This is a genomic window from Enterobacter sp. JBIWA005, from assembly GCF_019968805.1.
Taxonomy (GTDB): Bacteria; Pseudomonadota; Gammaproteobacteria; order Enterobacterales; family Enterobacteriaceae; genus Enterobacter; species Enterobacter vonholyi.
Window position 1 is genome coordinate 3,090,249 of sequence record NZ_CP074159.1, and the last position, 19,314, is coordinate 3,109,562.

At 49.6% G+C, this 19,314-nt stretch carries 14 protein-coding genes and 1 pseudogene; 12 read left to right on the top strand and 3 right to left on the bottom strand.

What is annotated here, in order from left to right:
* Positions 1 to 95 precede the first annotated feature (95 nt).
* The 12 genes and pseudogenes from KGP22_RS14675 (at position 96) to KGP22_RS14730 (ending at position 16,557) form a co-directional block, all read left to right on the top strand.
* Entirely contained in the window at positions 96 to 1,286 is a 1,191-nt protein-coding gene (locus KGP22_RS14675; RefSeq protein ID WP_223579746.1) for an integrase arm-type DNA-binding domain-containing protein, read from the top strand.
* A gap of 126 nt (positions 1,287 to 1,412) precedes the next feature.
* Positions 1,413 to 1,650 (top strand): annotated as a pseudogene (locus tag KGP22_RS14680) (integrase); the annotation flags it as partial.
* A gap of 86 nt (positions 1,651 to 1,736) precedes the next feature.
* Positions 1,737 to 3,293, top strand: a complete 1,557-nt coding sequence (locus tag KGP22_RS14685) for a type I restriction-modification system subunit M (protein WP_223579748.1) — start codon at positions 1,737 to 1,739, stop codon at positions 3,291 to 3,293.
* Positions 3,290 to 4,492, top strand: coding sequence for a restriction endonuclease subunit S (locus KGP22_RS14690; RefSeq protein WP_223579750.1), 1,203 nt, complete (start codon positions 3,290 to 3,292; stop codon positions 4,490 to 4,492). Before KGP22_RS14685 ends, KGP22_RS14690 begins: the two co-directional genes overlap by 4 nt.
* 1 nt (position 4,493) lies before the next feature.
* Complete coding sequence (locus KGP22_RS14695; RefSeq protein WP_223579753.1) at positions 4,494 to 5,693, top strand: anticodon nuclease; 1,200 nt, start codon at positions 4,494 to 4,496, stop codon at positions 5,691 to 5,693.
* A complete protein-coding gene (locus KGP22_RS14700) occupies positions 5,686 to 8,787 on the top strand; it encodes a type I restriction endonuclease subunit R (RefSeq protein WP_223579768.1) in 3,102 nt (1,033 codons plus the stop codon). The genes KGP22_RS14695 and KGP22_RS14700 overlap by 8 nt, the downstream gene beginning before the upstream one ends.
* Before the next feature lie 193 nt (positions 8,788 to 8,980).
* Positions 8,981 to 9,979, top strand: coding sequence for an SEC-C metal-binding domain-containing protein (locus KGP22_RS14705; RefSeq protein WP_223579771.1), 999 nt, complete (start codon positions 8,981 to 8,983; stop codon positions 9,977 to 9,979).
* Positions 9,980 to 10,542: 563 nt separating this feature from the next.
* Complete coding sequence (locus KGP22_RS14710) at positions 10,543 to 12,699, top strand: AAA family ATPase (protein WP_223579774.1); 2,157 nt, start codon at positions 10,543 to 10,545, stop codon at positions 12,697 to 12,699.
* Entirely contained in the window at positions 12,696 to 14,030 is a 1,335-nt protein-coding gene (locus KGP22_RS14715; protein WP_223579777.1) for an McrC family protein, read from the top strand. The genes KGP22_RS14710 and KGP22_RS14715 overlap by 4 nt, the downstream gene beginning before the upstream one ends.
* Before the next feature lie 214 nt (positions 14,031 to 14,244).
* Entirely contained in the window at positions 14,245 to 14,625 is a 381-nt protein-coding gene (locus KGP22_RS14720; RefSeq protein WP_073001090.1) for a transposase, read from the top strand.
* Complete coding sequence (tnpB, locus tag KGP22_RS14725; protein ID WP_073001021.1) at positions 14,622 to 14,969, top strand: IS66 family insertion sequence element accessory protein TnpB; 348 nt, start codon at positions 14,622 to 14,624, stop codon at positions 14,967 to 14,969. The genes KGP22_RS14720 and tnpB overlap by 4 nt, the downstream gene beginning before the upstream one ends.
* Positions 14,970 to 15,018: 49 nt before the next feature.
* Entirely contained in the window at positions 15,019 to 16,557 is a 1,539-nt protein-coding gene (locus tag KGP22_RS14730; RefSeq protein ID WP_223579781.1) for an IS66 family transposase, read from the top strand.
* A 364-nt stretch (positions 16,558 to 16,921) separates the two neighbouring features.
* On the opposite strand, the gene KGP22_RS14740 is transcribed toward KGP22_RS14730, so the two are convergent.
* From KGP22_RS14740 to tssE, 3 genes are all read right to left on the bottom strand, one after another.
* Positions 16,922 to 18,301: a VasL domain-containing protein gene (locus tag KGP22_RS14740; RefSeq protein WP_223579787.1), complete on the bottom strand. Its 1,380-nt coding sequence runs from the start codon at positions 18,299 to 18,301 to the stop codon at positions 16,922 to 16,924.
* A 78-nt stretch (positions 18,302 to 18,379) separates the two neighbouring features.
* Positions 18,380 to 18,850, bottom strand: a complete 471-nt coding sequence (locus KGP22_RS14745; protein ID WP_223579790.1) for a hypothetical protein — start codon at positions 18,848 to 18,850, stop codon at positions 18,380 to 18,382.
* A 14-nt stretch (positions 18,851 to 18,864) separates the two neighbouring features.
* The gene (tssE, locus tag KGP22_RS14750) at positions 18,865 to 19,314 is read right to left on the bottom strand and encodes a type VI secretion system baseplate subunit TssE (RefSeq protein WP_223579793.1); all 450 of its coding nucleotides are present in this window, start codon (positions 19,312 to 19,314) and stop codon (positions 18,865 to 18,867) included.

Genomic DNA, 19,314 nt, shown 5'->3' on the forward strand with positions numbered 1-19,314 from the left:
TCGCATTTTTCATCTCTCTGAAAGTCAATTCAACTCTACCGACATCGGTTTACTTTTGGGGGCTATTTTAGGGGCTACTTTTCAGGTTATTCATCATGGCACTTACCGTCAGGCAAATCGAATCGGCAAAACCTACTGATAAAGACTATAAGCTTTTCGACGCTCAGGGACTCTACCTGCTTGTCAAAACATCCGGGGCCCGTTACTGGAATCTTAAGTACCGTTTTGCTGGTAAGGAAAAGAAACTGACCATTGGCGTCTACCCCACCGTTACCCTGGCTCAGGCCCGTCAGCAACGTGATGAGGCCCGCAGACTCCTGGCCGGAGGTAAAGATCCTTCATATGAAAAACAGGCCCGTAAGCAGGCGTTCCGGGAAAGCGTTGCCAGTACCTTCCGCACGCTTGCTGGAGAATGGTTCACGCATATGGCACGCCGATGGACGCCACGCTATCTGGAAGACCAGCGGGCAAGAATCGAAAACCATCTTTTTCCTGCAATAGGTGAGCGCCCGGTGACGGACATCCGTCCTCTGGAGATACTGAACGCCCTGCGGGTTATTGAAACGCAGGGCAAGCTGGAAGCCCTGCGCAAAACCCGTCAGGCCTGTGTTCAGGTATTTGATTATGCCATCGCAACAGGCCGGGCCACCGTTAATCCGGCCTCGGCACTCAGCAGCGTGCTGCTTCCTCCGGAACGCCAGCACCACCGGACGCTGACCGGGGAACAGCTGGGAGACTGCATGCGCGAGATGGAAGCCTCAGAAAACCTGATGGCGCTGGCAACGCGGCTTCTGGCGCTGACGGCCGTGCGCACGGGGGAGCTTCGGCTGGCCACCTGGGACGAATTTGATTTCACCCGTGCCCTGTGGGAAATTCCGAAGGAGAGAATGAAAATGCGCCGGCCGCATATCGTGCCCCTTTCACAACAGACGCTGGCATTGCTGGCAGAGATAAAATTACGTACCGCTGCACGTCAGTCTCCTTTCGTTCTGCCGGGCGCGCGCCGCAGTGACCAGCCGCGCAGCCGGAAGTGCATCAATGAGTTTCTTCAGCAGGCTGGCTGGCATACCTTCACTACCGCCCACGGCTTTCGCCATGCGTTCAGCACCCTCACCCACGACCATGATTTCAGTTCGGCATGGATTGAGCTTCAGCTCGCACATGTGGACAAGAACGCGGTGCGGGGTACCTACAACCATGCGCAGTACCTTGATGGCAGACGGGAAATGATGCAGTGGTACGCTGATTATATTGACAAGCTCCTCAGTTCATCGACAAACAGTTAGTTGTTGTTCTCCGCACCTGAAGGTGTGGAGAACGCCATTCTTTAATTTTTTGTTTGTTCTATTGCCTTCTGGCATATTTACCGCGCTGCATGGACTTTAGCGTGAAGCGATCCAGGGGGAAACATTTCACTGAAGAGCTCAAAAATTCACACACCGTATATTATCCCTCTTACCGATAGCCTGTCGAACTTCTCAAAGAAATACAGGTGATCAACGGAGGGCATAAACTGATATTTACTGGCGATCATTTACCCTTCAAACCCATGGGCGAGAACACCGTAAACAGTGCGCTACGGGTTGTGGGTATGATACTAAGGTTGAGGTTTGCGGCCACGGCTTCAGGGCAATGGCGTGTAGTTCGTTACAGACATACAAAGCCTGTCATCAATATGAAATTGCGATAAAATCGGACCAATAACAGTACTTAAGAATCATACAACAGGATACAAAATGACAAGCCTTCAGCAGCGTGCAGAGCTACACCGTCAAATCTGGGCCATTGCCAATGATGTCAGGGGCTCAGTAGATGGATGGGATTTTAAACAGTATGTACTCGGTGCCCTTTTCTACCGCTTCATCAGTGAGAATTTTTCAAGCTACATGGAAGCAGGGGATGAGAGCATACATTATGCAGCACTTGATGACAGCATCATTACCGATGACATCAAAGACGATGCCATCAGGACTAAAGGCTATTTCATCTACCCGAGCCAGTTGTTCTGCAACGTTGCCGCTAAAGCGAACACCAACGACAGGCTGAATGCTGATTTAAACAGTATCTTCGTCGCTATAGAAAGCTCTGCCTACGGCTATCCGTCCGAGGCCGACATCAAAGGCCTGTTTGCCGATTTCGATACGACCAGCAATCGACTGGGTAACACAGTTAAAGACAAAAACAGCCGTCTTGCCGCCGTTCTGAAAGGCGTTGAAGGGCTTAAGCTGGGGAATTTTAACGAGCACCAGATTGACCTTTTCGGTGATGCCTACGAGTTCCTGATTTCAAACTATGCGGCGAATGCCGGTAAGTCTGGAGGGGAGTTCTTCACACCTCAGCACATCTCTAAGCTGATTGCTCAGCTTGCGATGCACGGTCAGACTCATGTCAACAAAATCTATGACCCTGCTGCAGGCTCTGGCTCACTGCTGCTTCAGGCGAAGAAGCACTTTGATAACCATATCATTGAAAACGGTTTTTATGGTCAGGAGATAAATCATACAACCTTTAACCTGGCGCGTATGAACATGTTCCTGCACAACATCAACTACGACAAATTTGATATCAGACTGGGGAATACCCTGACTGAGCCTCACTTTGGCGATGAAAAACCGTTTGATGCTATTGTCTCTAACCCACCGTACTCGGTTAAGTGGATTGGTAGTGATGACCCGACCCTGATTAACGATGAGCGTTTTGCTCCTGCTGGCGTACTGGCCCCGAAATCAAAAGCTGACTTTGCATTTGTCCTACATGCGCTGAACTACCTGTCTGCTAAAGGGCGTGCAGCAATAGTTTGCTTCCCCGGAATTTTCTACCGTGGCGGTGCGGAGCAGAAAATTCGCCAGTACCTGGTCGACAACAACTATGTTGAAACGGTGATTTCACTCGCGCCAAACCTGTTCTTCGGCACCACTATTGCCGTTAACATTCTGGTAATATCAAAGCACAAAACAGATACCCGCGTTCAGTTTATTGACGCCAGCGGGTTGTTTAAGAAAGAAACCAATAACAATATCCTGACTGATGGTCATATCGAAAAGATTATGCAGGCCTTTGCCAGCAAAGCAGATATTGACCACCTCGCGAAAACAATCCCTTATGAAACAGTATCCGCCAATGACTATAACCTGTCAGTCAGCAGCTATGTCGAAGCCATGGATACCCGCGAAATTATAGATATCACAGAACTTAACGCCGAACTGCAAATCACTGTCGGCAAAATCGATCGGTTACGCAAGGACATCGACTCAATTGTGGCAGAGATTGAAGGTGACGAGGTTCAGGGATGAGTGAGTTGAATTATCTGGAAAAACTGCTGGATGGGGTTGATGTTGAGTGGAAACTTCTTGGCGATGCTTCGTTTTTCGAAATAGCAAACAACGGAAGAAAACCAGTAAAGTCTTCTTTGCGCATTGCTGGCAAAACGCCCTATTATGGTGCAAACAACATTCAGGACTATGTTGATGGGCATACCCATGATGGTGAGTATGTACTAATTGCAGAAGATGGTTCTGCCAGCTTAGAGCGCTACTCAATACAATATGTAACGGGTAAATTCTGGGCAAACAACCACGTTCATGTAGTACGAGGTAAAACTAGAGTTAATTCCAGATTCCTGTTTCACTATTTGCACATTGTTAACTTCATTCCATTTCTTACTGGTGGAGTAAGGGCCAAATTAACTAAAGGACAATTAATTGAAATATCAGTCCCCATCCCATGCCCGGATAATACAGAAAAATCTCTGGCCATCCAGTCTGAAATCGTCCGGATTCTTGATAAATTTACTGAGCTTACCGCTGAGCTTACCGCTGAGCTTACCATGCGTAAAAAGCAGTACAACTACTATCGCGACCAGTTGCTGAGTTTTAAAGAGGGAGAATTTGAATGGAAGGCACTGGGAAAAATAGGTGAAGTACGTATGTGTAAACGTATATTAAAATCACAAACCACTTCTGAAGGTGATATTCCATTCTATAAAATAGGAACGTTTGGAAAAAGACCTGACGCCTTTATTTCCAGAGATTTATTTAATGAATTTAAAGGAAAATACAGTTATCCTAAAGCTGGTGAGGTATTAATTTCAGCAAGTGGAACCATTGGTCGGGCAGTTATATTTAATGGTAAAGAATCATATTTTCAGGATAGTAATATTGTCTGGATTGAAAATGACGAGAAAATTATTTTGAACAAATACTTGTACTATTTTTATCAAATTGCCAAATGGGGGGTATCTGAAGGTGGGACCATCCAAAGACTATACAACGAGAACCTTAGAAAACTTGAGATACCTGTACCATTTTCAGGAAACCCTGAAAAATCGCTTGCCGAACAAGCTAAAATAGTTCGAATTCTCGATAAATTCTATACCCTAAGCACTTCCATCACCGAAGGTCTGCCCCGCGAAATAGAGTTGCGCCAGAAGCAGTACGAATATTATCGGGACATGCTATTTAGTTTCCCGAAGCCGGAAGTGGCAGAGGCGTGACATGAGCAAGACACTCCTGGAAATAGCCCAACAGCTGAGTACGCCTAAGAAAGTCAGGAAAACTGTCTCTGAAAAAACGAAGGAAGTTGAAGAGACCAGGCCCGTGCCAAAGGTGCAGTTAATCTACGCTTTCAATGGCACAGGCAAGACACGTCTTTCCCGGGATTTCAAGCAATGGATTGCGTCCAAAGTCATTGACGGAGAAGGTGATGACGAAGCTGAACAGTCGGAGTTGTCGCGCAAAAAAATGCTTTATTACAATGCTTTCACTGAAGACTTGTTCTATTGGGATAACGATCTGCAAGAAGACGCCGAGCCGAAGCTGAAGGTGCAGCCTAATTCCTATACAAACTGGTTGCTGACATTGCTAAAAGATTTGGGGCAGGATGGCAATATCGTCCGTTATTTCCAGCGCTATGCGAACGACAAGCTAACGCCACACTTCAATCCAGATTTTACCGAAGTTACTTTTTCCATGGAGCGCGGCAACGATGAACGTTCCGCCCATATCAAGTTATCTAAAGGCGAAGAGAGCAACTTCATCTGGAGTGTTTTTTACACCTTGCTGGATCAAGTCGTCACACTTCTCAATGTCGCCGATCCGGATGTACGTGAGAACCGAGAATTTGATCAACTGGAATATGTATTCATTGATGATCCCGTTAGCTCCCTTGATGATAACCATTTGATTGAATTAGCAGTCAATCTTGCAGGGCTGATCAAATCCAGTGAATCCGATTTGAAGTTCATTATCACGACTCATAATCCACTATTTTATAATGTGCTTTTCAATGAGCTGAACGGAAAAGCTTGTTACATGTTGGAGAGTTTTGAGGATGGTACATTTGCCCTCACAGAAAAACATGGCGACTCTAACAAGAGTTTTTCCTATCATCTCCACCTAAAGCAAACCATCGAACAGGCTATTGTTAACAACAACGTGGAAAGATATCACTTCACGTTACTGCGCAATCTGTATGAGAAAACGGCCAGTTTTTTGGGCTACCCTAGATGGTCCCTACTTTTACCTGACGACAAAGAACTCTATTTGAATAGAATTATGCAGTTCACAAGCCACTGTACGCTATCGAATGAAGCCGTTGCAGAACCAACGCCAGCGGAGAAAGCAACGGTCAAACTGTTGCTCGAACACTTGAAAGATAACTATAACTTCTGGCAGCAGGAACAAAAAAATGGTTGATTGCACCAAGCCAATTGCTGAGTCCAATAATTTTATCATTTTGGACAAATACAACCCGGACTGGAAGATTACCGAGAGCTACCAGAGCGAAGGTGATCTGGAGCGTGAGCTGATTCAGGATTTAGTTAACCAGGGCTATGAATACCTGCCAACCCTGAACAACACCAAGGCTATGCTCGCCAATGTCAGGGAACAGTTGCAAAGCCTTAACAATGTGGAGTTCCTGGAGGCTGAATGGCGTCGCTTTGTAGAAACCTGGATGGACAAGCCCAGCGATGGCGTTGTCGAAAAGGCCCGCAAAATTCATGATGATTATGTTCATGATTTCGTCTTCGACGATGGCCGTATTCAGAATATCTATCTGCTGGATAGAAAAAACGTCCTTCGCAATAAAGTGCAGGTCATCAAGCAGTTTGAACAAGCAGGCACGCACGCCAATCGCTACGATGTCACCATTCTGGTCAATGGCCTGCCGCTGGTACAAATTGAATTGAAAAAACGCGGTGTCGCTATACGTGAAGCCTTCAATCAGATACACCGTTACAGCAAGGAAAGCTTTAACAGTGACAATTCTCTGTTTAAATACCTGCAACTGTTTGTTATATCCAACGGCACCGATACTCGTTACTTTGCCAATACCACCAAGCGGGATAAAAACAGTTTTGATTTCTCCATGAACTGGGCGAAGTCCGACAACACGTTGATTAAAGACCTGAAGGACTTCACCGCCACGTTTTTCCAGAAGCATACCCTTCTCAATGTGCTGTTTAACTACAGCGTGTTTGACAGTAGCCAGACGCTGCTGGTGATGCGCCCCTATCAGATTGCTGCCACCGAGCGAATCTTATGGAAAATCAACAGCTCTTTTAAAGCGAAGAACTGGTCAAAACCCGAAAGCGGTGGGTTTATCTGGCATACCACAGGGTCAGGAAAAACCCTGACCAGCTTTAAGGCCGCACGTCTGGCTACTGAGCTGGACTTTATCGATAAAGTCTTCTTCGTGGTCGACAGGAAAGACCTCGATTACCAGACCATGAAGGAGTATCAGCGCTTCTCTCCGGACAGTGTCAATGGTTCGGATAATACAGCAGGCCTCAGAAGAAACCTGGATAAAGACGATAACAAAATCATCGTCACAACCATTCAGAAACTCAATAACCTGATGAAATCTGAAGCTGACCTGCCCGTCTACCAACAGCAGGTGGTGTTTATCTTTGATGAGTGTCACCGCAGCCAGTTTGGTGAGGCCCAGAAAAACCTCAAAAAGAAATTCAGACGCTTTTATCAGTTTGGTTTTACCGGTACGCCTATTTTCCCGGAAAACGCACTGGGAGCAGAAACCACCGCCAGCGTCTTCGGGCGTGAATTACATTCTTACGTCATTACTGATGCGATTCGTGATGAAAAAGTGCTGAAGTTTAAAGTGGACTACAACGATGTCCGCCCACAGTTCAAAGCTATCGAAACCGAGAAGGATGAGAAAAAAATCAGTGCTGCTGAAAACCAACAAGCCTTATTACACCCTGACCGTATACGCGAAATTACCCAGTATATCCTGAACAACTTCCGGCAAAAGACGCATCGCCTACAAGCCAACGCCAAGGGTTTTAATGCCATGTTTGCGGTGAGCAGCGTGGATGCGGCCAAGCTTTATTATGAGTCGTCCAAGGCGTTGCAAAAGCACAGCAGTAAACCACTGAAAGTGGCCACCATTTTCTCGTTCACTGCTAATGAAGAACAGGATGCCGTGGGTGATATTCAGGATGAGAGCTTTGATGTTTCAGCGATGAATAGCAGCGCTAAAGAGTTTTTAAGCGCGGCTATCGCCGACTACAATGCACTGTTCAAAACTAACTTCAGCGTGGACAGCAATGGCTTTCAAAACTATTACCGTGATCTGGCCAAACAGGTTAAAGCCAAGGAGATTGACCTGCTGATTGTAGTGGGCATGTTCCTTACCGGCTTTGATGCCCCGACGCTGAACACCCTGTTTGTGGATAAGAACTTGCGTTATCACGGTCTGATGCAAGCCTATTCGCGCACTAACCGTATTTACGACGCCACCAAGACCTTTGGCAATATTGTTACCTTCCGTGATTTGGAACAAGCAACGGTGGATGCCATTACCTTGTTTGGTGACAAAAACACCAAGAACGTGGTGTTGGAAAAGAGCTACCAGGAATACATGGAAGGCTTTACCGATGTGGTGACGGGGCAGGCACGACGCGGTTTTATGGATGTTGTCAGCGAATTGGAGCAGCGTTTTGCTGATCCCGCCGCCATTGAAAAAGAAGCCGACAAAAAAGCCTTTGTTAAACTCTTTAGTGAATACTTGCGCGTTGAGAATGTGCTACAAAACTATGATGAGTTTGCCAGCCTGAAAGCCCTGCAAAACGTAGATATGAACGATCCAGAAGCGATTGAGGCGTTTAAAGCCGAACACTATCTGGATGATGCAAAGCTGACCGAGTTGCAGGCCATACGCCTGCCCGCCGAGCGCACGATCCAGGATTACCGTTCGACTTACAATGACATCCGCGATTGGCAGCGTCGGCAAAGATCGGCAGAGGACAAAGACAAATCCACCATCGACTGGGATGATGTAGTGTTCGAAGTAGATCTGCTGAAATCCCAGGAGATCAACCTCGATTACATTCTGGAGCTGATCTTTGAGCACAACAAAAAAACCAGAAGCAAAGCCGAGCTGGTTGATGAAGTGCGCCGGTTGATCCGTGCAAGCCTAGGTAACCGCGCTAAAGAGAGCCTGCTGGTTGATTTTATCAATCAAACCGATCTGGATCAGATAGGCGATAAAGCCAGCGTGATCGAGGCCTTCTTTGCCTTTGCCCAGATTGAGCAACAACGTGAAGCTGATGAGTTGATCAGCTCTGAAAGTTTGAATGATGAGGCAGCCAGGCGCTATATTACCGCCTCGCTCAAGCGTGAATTCGCAAGCGAAAACGGCACCGAGCTTAATTCCATCCTGCCCAAGATGAGCCCGCTAAACCCACAGTATCTCACTAAAAAGCAAAGTGTATTCCAGAAAATCGCGGTGTTTGTCGAGAAGTTCAAAGGTGTGGGAGGGAAAGTGTGATAGATGAACGAAACCACCTTTATCGTCGGCTTGCACTATGTTAATTGGCGAAATAGGCACTTAATCTGTGAACTCTCTGGAGTTTCCAGAGAGTTCAAATAACATGTTGTTTTTTTGGACTGGCAATTTTCTCTTTCGGAATCCTGAGATTGCGGTGTGCCTCCACTATTGAAATGGTACAGAGAAAGATAAAATGAAAATTGGTCGAAATGATCATTGCCCTTGTGGCAGCGGTAAAAAGTACAAACAGTGCTGCATGGACGCGACAACAAAGCAATATGCCGAAATATGCGATGACATTGCTCAAACAGTTGCCATGAGCGGGAACCTCAGCATTGAGGAATTGAATCTTGTCGTCCAGCACAAAATGCAAGAGCGAAACAACCGTCCTCATGCCGACTTTTGCGGTCTTACGCCAACACAAATGGCCAACTGGCTGTATGCACCGTTTAGCGAATTGGCCGGAGTCGAAATAAATACGCCGGATGACTTATCCAGTAGCCCAGTGATGCTCTACTTATCGTTGATACTTGATGAAGCCATAATGCAACAAGGTTCGTTCAAAGCGACCGTCAGAGGCAATCTCCCCACCAAACTGGTGAAAAAAGCCAGCAAAAAGCTGCCCGAATTCGCAGTGGCGCAGTTTGAAACAGAAACCAGCATGAGTGATTTCTCTGGAAGCACTGAAGAAAAATTCACAGCGCTGCACTATACCCGCGTGTTGGCTGTTCTTTCTGGGATCCTGTATTTAAAAAGCGGACGATTTTATGTGAAAAAGGCCGCACTAAAGCAATATCAAAGTCATGGCATCAGAGCTTTCTTTCTCCCTATGCTGGAAACTGCGGTGACCAAGTATAACTGGGGCTACTTGGATGGTTGGGATGATAACGTCGATCTTCGAACCTTGTGGCTGTTTATGTTTTGGCGTCTGCAAAGTCATTCGTCTATCGATAAAATGATTAAAGAGGTAAGTGTAGCTTTTCCTGATTTATTACAGCAGGTTCCGCACAGTGAGTATTTCTCACCACAGGATCAGATAGTGATGCTCATTGAATTGCGGTTTGTTGTGCGATTTTTACAGTTTTGGGGATTTGTGACTGTCAACCCGAGGAGGATTTTCAATAGGGAGCGAATACCTCGGGAGGCAAATATACAGCCACTACTGACACAGAGTTTCACATTTTCGATGTAGACCTTATATTTATCTGTATCTCCTTGATATATTGAACCGTGTTAAGAAGAATGTTGATTGCTGCAATGTGGGCGGACTGAAGTTTTTTGAAAGTAGGCACAGAAGAAGTTAGCCAGCGGAGCAGCGCCTCTCCCAACCCGGCATTCTGGTGGACACTGTTACATAGTGTTCCCCTAGAAAACGCTCTTCACTGGCGCTCCATGTGCATATTACGGGCTGAGGCGAACACCCATTACGGTATGAGGCGAACACCGATTACGGTGTGAGGCGAACACTTCCTAAACGTCATATATTCCCAATGTTACTTAAAAACATCTGGAGTATTTGAATGTCGAGAAAGAAGAAAGCCTCAAGGACCCGCATGATATCTCAGCTTTCAGCCATCGCACAATGCAGAGTCTGACCCATGGGGCAGGATGCAAATGATCCACAGCCTTCAACAGCAGAACATGATCAAGATTATCAATGAGCCGGAAGGCATATGGTGGTTATCTTTGCTGGTTCTTCCATCATCTATGATGATAACAATCAGCGAGATAATGTTGAATGAGAGGACATAGGGAATGCTCGAATTTGAATTTCGGGAATGGCTGGAGAGCCGAGGAGCTAAAACACCAGCGGGCCTCAACTCTCGTATTTATGCTGTCAAAACTATCGAAAAAAAACTCGCAGCGCTTGGTTCTCCTCATGCAGATCTGGATGCAGCCTACAAGGCGGACGGATTTACGCAATTGCGACAACGGATCAAAGAGATTCGCTGTGATGCTAAAGACAACGGCGATGAGTATCGGTTGTTAATGCCGGAATCAGAGCAACCGCTTAACCGATTGTCCAGCTGGAATAGCTGGCTCGGACAATATGGACGCTTCCTGAGCGGTGATGACTCTCAGGCCGACGAAATTCGGGATTATGTCCTTGAAAACTACATCATCCCAGCCAGAGATCGAGGTGACGCCAGTGTCACAGTGGTAGTTGGCCCTCTGAATACTGAAATGGGTCTCGACAAGGGATGGCCGAACATCTGTCAGGCTCTTGATGGTCAAAAATTTCAGGAACTAGCGGATGTTCCTCCTCCGGTGACGGAAGGACCTAAAAAGAGCACAACCCGGAAATATACGTTCATACTTACGGAAGGAAGTGAACCGGTGGCCCAGAATAACATTACTCCGACTAACCTTATTTTTTACGGTCCTCCTGGTACCGGAAAAACCTTTCATACGGCGAGGGAAGCTGTAGCGCTCTGCGATGGCAAAGACGCCTATCCGAACTCAAAAGATGGGCGTGTAGCCCTGATGGCTCGCTATAACGAACTGATGGCAGAAAAGAGGATCTCTTTCGTCACATTCCACCAGAGCTATGACTACGAAACCTTCGTTGAGGGTCTTCGTCCAGAAATCGGTGAAGATGAGTCGTCATCTGCAGGATTCAGACTCATGCCCACGCCGGGGCTCTTCAGGGAAATTTGCGCCCTTGCCGATCAGGCCAGAACACAACCCCGTGCACAGACGAATGCCTCAGCACTGCAACTGTCCCAAAAACGCTTTTGGAAAATGGGGCAAGGGACAATTGGCACAGAAGACGATGTGTATGAAGATGCCCGCGACAACGGGTATATTGCTCTTGGTTGGGGTGGGAGCATAGACTGGAGCGCGGATAGATTTTCATCGTTCAAGGCGATTCATGATGAATGGATCAAGCAAAATCCGGAGAACAAGACGCCAAGTAACTGGACGCAAACCCATCCCTTCCGTTGCGAAATGAAGCCTGGCGATATCGTGATAGTCCCTTACGGTAACACTGCGTTCCGCGCTATCGCTGAGATCACGGGTGATTACTATTTCGTTCCTGAAGCCGAAGGTTACTATGCCCATCGCCGCCCTGTGCGCTGGCTATTGACTCTCGATGAACCACTGCCACTCGATACCATTATCGATGGTAACTTCACTATGCGGACGCTCTATTCGATTGCCACCAATCGAGTGAATATCCCGGCGCTAGGCAGACTGCTCTCGAGTACAGAAGACCCAGATAATAGTTCTGATGTTAAAGGGCAACCAGAGCAGTTCGTCCTCATTATTGATGAGATCAACCGGGCAAATATCTCGAAAGTGTTCGGTGAACTGATTACGTTAATTGAGCCGGATAAACGTCTGGGAATGCCTGATGCACTCACAGTAACTCTGCCTTATTCGAAAAAGAAAGATTTTGGCATCCCCGCCAACCTTCATATCATAGGAACAATGAATACCGCCGATCGATCCATCGCCTTGCTCGACACTGCATTAAGGCGGCGATTCAACTTTCGGGAAATGGCTCCCGACTCGACTCTGCTAAGTGAAGTCGAGGGGATCGATCTCAAAGCCGTTCTTACCACCATTAACCAGCGAATTGAATATCTTATAGGCCGGGAATATCGCATTGGACACGCTTTCTTTATCAATTGTGAATCCAGGGCACAAGTTGAAGATGCAGTGCGTAATAAGGTCATACCGCTGTTACAAGAGTATTTCTTTGAGGACTGGAGCCGAATCGCGGCAGTGTTGGGAGATGGTTTTATGCAGGAAGAGCAGATCTTACCGCCGCCAGGAATAGAGGGTGAACCGTTATCAAGCTGGTCGGTACGTGCACCGTTCAAAAATGACGCCTTTGATCGACTGGTAGGCAAAGCCAGAACGTTTAATGCCACCGCTCTCGAGGTGGCTGTTGAATCGAAAGAATGACGCATCTCACGGTTCGCGAATGGGGTGCTGTTTGTGTGAGCACGGAAAGCAGCATAAATGCTCCTCATGCTTTTACCCGGCCTCAGGCTAACGCGTTGCTTGCGGCGGCGCGCGCGCATCCGCTGGCAAATCAGCACGGTACAAATATCTTAATCGATCGCCATAACAAAATTATTGCCGGGCAAATGGTTGGGATCATTGCCGCTCCGGGATGTAGCCTTGAGATCCTGCCCAAATTCGACGACGAGACGACAGAACCGGACGCCACAATCCGCAATCGCCTGATATGTATGCTTGATGTCGCCCTCAGCCTTAAACTCGGCAATGGACAGGCTGCAACAATGGCGAGACAAGCTGAAAACTTGCTAGAAATACTTATCCGCTTGTTCGTCGAGCGACTCTTATCTGAAGTACATCGGGGATTACCGCGTGCATATTTGGCACAGGAAGACGATTTGTCCTCATTGCGCGGAAGGCTCAATATCAAACGACAATTCACTACGCTTGCTGTCCGCCCCGACCGTCTCGCCTGTCATTACGACGAACTGTCGGCTGATACAGCTCTACTTCGAATTATGAAGGCGTGTGTAGTTCTGCTTCACCATTATGCCCGAGCTGCTGATACGCTCCGCCGTCTGAATGAATTGCGCATCCTACTGGCAGGGGTTAGCGACGTCCCCTTGAGTCACCTGCCGTGGTCACAGGTGCGTATCGACCGAACCAATCATCGCTGGGAAGCCCTCCACAATCTGGCGCGCCTCCTCCTTAGACGCGACTGGCAGGCTACACACCACGATAAACGAGCTCAGAACGGGATTACACTGCTTTTCCCGATGAACGACCTGTTCGAGGCATATATTGCGGCACTGGCGAAGCGCGCTGTACGTGGTACGGAATGGACGGTTCGTGCACAGGCAGGCAGATTATACTGTTTGATCGAGGACGGAAAAGAAGGCAAACCCCGCTTCCAGACCCGGCCGGATCTGCTTATCGAGCGGGACCAACAGACTATTATGATCATAGACACTAAATGGAAGCGTATTGGGCGTCATCACGAAGATGCCAGGCATGGCGTATCGCAGGCTGATGTCTACCAGATGATGGCCTATGCCCGGCTTTATCACTGCCCACAAGTTATGCTTCTCTATCCACATCATGCAGGCCTGGGAACTCAACCTCTGAATGCAGGCTACAGAATTCTAGCAGGCGAGGAACAATTACAGGTGGCGACTGTGGATCTGGTTCTCGATGAAGACAAGATTATCGGGCAGTTACTTCACCTTATTTCCATCAACACAGAGAGAGGAAAAGGTGGGATTGACACGCCTTGAGACCTGGCACTCTCAATAAATCTCAACCACGGTTTTGGCTTAAATTTACGTGAACACTTTAATGCGGCCCAGTATCTAGTGGCATATCTTCGATACTGTAGATCCCTGTGCCACATGGAATGGTAAGCGTACAGCGTGAACCGTCTGGTCATAATCTGAAGCATCCGACAAAGTGGTGTCCACCAAATAAGTAGTGGGAACCAAAGTGTCAGATATGCAGAAAAATATGACTCCCGGCAGGCGTAAAGGCTGCCCTAATTATTCTCCTGAGTTTAAACAGCAGCTCGTTGCTGCCTCCTGCGAACCCGGGATATCCATCTCAAAGCTGGCGCTTCAAAATGGCATTAACGCCAATCTGTTGTTCAAATGGCGTCAACAATGGCGTGAGGGAAAGCTGCTATTACCTTCTTCAGAGAGTCCTCAGCTACTTCCTGTGACTCTCGATGCAGCTGCCGTACAGTCAGAGCCACTCGCAGAGGACCCGGAAACCCTCAGTATCAGCTGTGAGGTAACGTTCCGGCACGGAACGCTCCGCCTCAACGGTACTGTCAGCGAAAAGCTCCTGACCGTGCTGATACAGGAGCTCAAACGGTGATCCCGTTACCAACAGGCACCAAAATCTGGCTGGTTGCCGGTATCACCGACATGCGTAACGGCTTCAATGGCCTCGCCGCAAAGGTGCAGATGACGCTGAAAGACGATCCGATGTCCGGGCATGTCTTCATCTTCCGGGGCCGAAGCGGCAGTCAGATCAAACTGCTGTGGTCTACCGGTGACGGGCTGTGCCTGCTGACCAAACGGCTGGAGCGCGGGCGCTTCGCCTGGCCGTCAGCTCGCGATGGCAAAGTGTTCCTGACACCGGCGCAGCTGGCAATGCTGATGGAAGGTATCGACTGGAGACAGCCAAAGCGGCTGCTGACATCCCTGACCATGCTGTAGGCCTCTTTATCCTGGTTGTCGCAGAATAAGCCTGGTAAAATACGGGCCTATGAATGACACCTCTTCTGACGATATCCTTCTGCTAAAACAGCGCCTGGCCGAACAGGAAGCGTTGATCCACGCCCTTCAGGAAAAGCTGAGCAACCGGGAGCGTGAAATAGACCATCTGCAGGCGCAGCTGGATAAACTCCGCCGAATGAACTTCGGCAGTCGTTCCGAAAAGGTATCCCGCCGTATCGCACAGATGGAAGCTGACTTGAACCGGCTTCAGAAAGAAAGCGATACGCTGACGGGGCGGGTGGATGATCCGGCCGTGCAGCGCCCGCTGCGTCAGACCCGCACCCGCAGACCGTTCCCCGAATCACTTCCCCGCGATGAAAAACGGCTATTACCCGCAGAACCCTGCTGCCCGGAGTGTGGTGGCTTGCTGAGTTATCTGGGTGAGGATGCCGCCGAACAGCTGGAGATGATGCGCAGTGCCTTCCGGGTTATCCGGACTGTACGCGAAAAACACGCCTGTACTCAGTGCGATGCCATTGTGCAGGCCCCCGCGCCTTCGCGGCCCATCGAACGGGGTATAGCAGGACCGGGGTTGCTGGCCCGCGTACTAACCTCTAAGTATGCAGAGCACACCCCGCTGTATCGCCAGTCTGAAATATACGGCCGCCAGGGTGTGGAGCTGAGTCGCTCACTGCTGTCGGGCTGGGTGGATGCATGTTGCCGGCTGCTGTCACCGCTGGAAGAGGCACTTCGGAACTATGTGCTGACTGACGGCAAGCTCCACGCCGATGACACGCCCGTCCCGGTGCTGTTGCCGGGCAATAAGAAGACGAAGACCGGGCGGTTGTGGACGTATGTTCGTGATGACCGCAATGCCGGGTCAGAGCTGGCACCTGCCGCGTGGTTCGCTTACAGCCCGGACAGAAAAGGCATCCATCCGCAGACCCATCTTGCCGGCTTCAGCGGTGTGTTGCAGGCAGATGCGTACGCCGGGTTCAACGAGCTGTACCGCAATGGCCGGATAACGGAAGCCGCCTGCTGGGCTCATGCCCGCCGAAAGATCCACGATGTGCACATCCGCACCCCGTCAGCCCTGACGGAAGAAGCCCTGAGGCAGATCGGTCAGTTGTACGCCATAGAGGCGGATATAAGGGGAATGCCGTCAGAGCAGCGGCTTGCTGAACGTCAGCGAAAAACGAAACCGCTGTTGAGATCCCTGGAAAGCTGGTTGCGTGAAAAGATGAAGACTCTGTCGCGACACTCAGAACTGACAAAAGCGTTCGCGTACGCACTTAACCAGTGGCCGGCACTGACGTACTATGCGGACGATGGCTGGGCCGAAGCAGACAACAACATCGCTGAAAATGCCCTGCGGACGGTCAGTCTGGGTCGTAAAAACTTCCTGTTCTTCGGCTCTGACCATGGTGGTGAGCGGGGAGCGCTGCTGTACAGCCTGATCGGAACGTGCAAACTGAACGGCGTGGAGCCAGAAAGCTACCTCCGTTATGTCCTTGACGTCATTGCTGACTGGCCGATAAACCGGGTCAGCGAACTACTCCCCTGGCGCGTCGCACTGCCAACTGAATAACACATCCCCGTCAATACGGTTCTCGCTGGACGCTTACATGGAATGCGCACCTTCTCCCCCTGGTAGTGTTGCCCATACCAGACGCAGTACCAGGACAGCACCGGCAAGGGGACTATCATCTCACCAATGGAATTACGTAACTTTCTGAGCCTGGCTTCTGCTTTAATTTCCGGATCAGAATGAACGCAGTCCTTCAGCGTGCTGTCAGGCATCGTACTCTGGTCATGCCAGAACCATGGTTTCCCGGGCTGTACATAAAGAACACAGGCACAGGAGGGGCAGGTCAGTGATCTCGGTGGCCGTCCACTGTGTCCGGTGATTACGGTGTCGCTGTGTTTTACCCACCCCATCAGTTCCTTTTACATCACTCACGATGTTTTTCCTGCACCAGCATATAGACTTGAGCCCGGAGGTGCTGCTCAGCCTGCTGAATCTGCTGCTGACGCTGCGGAGAGTCTTCAGGGAGCAGTTTCAACTGCCGAAGCTGTTCTTCCACCGGCACGGTCTGCCGGAAGCTTGTCAGCATGCCAAAGACCTGCGATTTAAGTTCACTGACGGTGATGTATTTTCCCTTCTGACCATCAAGTGCATTCAGTTTATCGGCAAGAGCCTGAAGCTGCGTCGTACCTTCATGCCAGCCGTTCGTTTTATCGACAGGAAGAATTGAGATATTCATCTGTTGCTGCCACTGCTGTACCAGGGTCTTAGCCTGTTCCGGCCACAATACCTGAACCTGTTCGATAAGTTTTCTGGCGTAAGTGATATTCCAGTCAGGAGGCAACTTATCCAGTCGGGCAAGCTGCTGCTGTGTCTGTGCGATAAGGTCCTGAGATAACGGAGTTTGCTGACGCAACAATCCCAGCTGTTCAGCCGTGAGAGGTGCAGGGAACGGAGCCAGTGAAGCAGCAAGCTGAGTCTGTAGAGGGTCTGGACGGTGTAGAAAATGCCAGCTCCACGCTGAGACTATGCTTATCACCAGCATGGTACACATGCCGGCAACGAAGGATTTCCATTTTTTTACCGGAGCGGGCATAGCTGCCAGCACCTCCACGTTCGGCTGTTGTTCCGGTTGCGCAACGTAAACCCACTTCACTGCACTCTCTGGCGTATCTTCAGCAGGGCTACCAGTAAGGTCCCCCGTGGATGCTGTCGTAGCATTCATCACGGTGGCAGGCAACACAATACCTGGCTGAATGCCCGACCCGGTACTGGTTATGCCATCGCTGTTTTCCAGCCGGACAGCGCTGTTGTGCATCAGCGTGCGTAACGTATCGAGCTGGCTCAGATGCTTAAGCTCCAGGCGCTGCAGTACGTCTCCCAGACCTGTAAGCAGTTGCTCCGCCCGGTACAGCTGGCTGAGGTCGCTGTAATTCAGCGGCAGCGAGCGCATCCGTTGCTGCAGACGCTGACTCAGACTGCTGAGGATTTCCATGCGTGCATGGACCGGCTGCGGCCACAGCGCCCCCCACTGATGGCTTATCAGGGCCTCCAGTATCGCCAGCCCTTCATTGAGCCCGAACAGCCCGGCAAGTTGCGTACGGGAGAGTGTATACCAGGCTGCCGTCTGTAGCTCGACACCGTTCTGCTCAAAGAGTGTGAGGCAGAGTTTTTCGGCATAACGCCAGTTCACATCGGGGCGAGCCGGATGTGTCAGCTTACTCAGCTCATCACGCAGGGCGGCATAATCCGCCAGCGTGCGCGGGTCACCACCGGTTTTGATTTTCCGTGGGTTAATGTCATTCATGACTGAATATCCATATCAGGATTACGGGTCTTTTTCTGGTTAAGCTGTTTCGCGCTGGTTTGCGGTTCTGCAGGCCCGCTATGGCAGCAGCGATAAAATCAGGCCAAAAAACGCGCCTTCGTCAAAATGCACTCCGGGCAGGGTCGATGCCCCCGGGTAAGTCAGTCTCCAGTCGTTAAACTGCCCTGCCCGCATGAATAAACGCCCCAGTGAAGTGCTCCCCCCTTCTGCGTGAAGGGTCACGTCCACACACCCGGTCACACTCTGGCCGTACAAAAATACCGGCGTAAACTTTACCGCCCGGTCGTCGACGCGCAGAACGATGCCGTCGATATCAAATGCTCCGACCTCCGCCAGCAGGTCCCTGACGGAGACGCTGAACCGCTCCACATTAAGCCCGGTACCGTCGAGCCACGCATCCATCTGCTCCTGAAGCAGCGTCATTTTCAGATGAAACTCAGCTATATCGGCCTGACTCTTACTGACAGATGAAGCCGGAGCAGACTGTCTGGTCTGCAATTTATCGAGAAACTGTGATTTTACTGACATGATGTTAACTGGCCTTACAGACGGGTTACAGTATCGATATACTGCTGTTGCCTAAGATGGCGTAACATTACCCGCCCCTCCGGCATAAACTCAGTGCCATAGCGCACCAGACCAATACCGCTAAGTTCTGCATCAATGGCGTAGCGGAGCTCACCAGGAATTTCCTGATCAAGCAGTAGCACCTCAATAGACTTCAGGCGCGGCTCATATTTCAGCAAGACCGCAGACAGCGTCGACATCAGCTTATGTACGGTGCCGGGAAGCCCCTGTAGAATGGTGGTCATATCGGGTAGGCCATAGTCCGGCAAATGCGCTAGCGTGCCTGCACGGCAGTTAAGGATCCGTTGCATGTTGTCCAGAACCGACAAAATGATCTGATTTTCTTCACTGATATGCTGAAGGTCGAGATCACCGACAAAATTGCCATAAAGCATCTCGCATAATGAGGGCGAATTGCGCGGCAT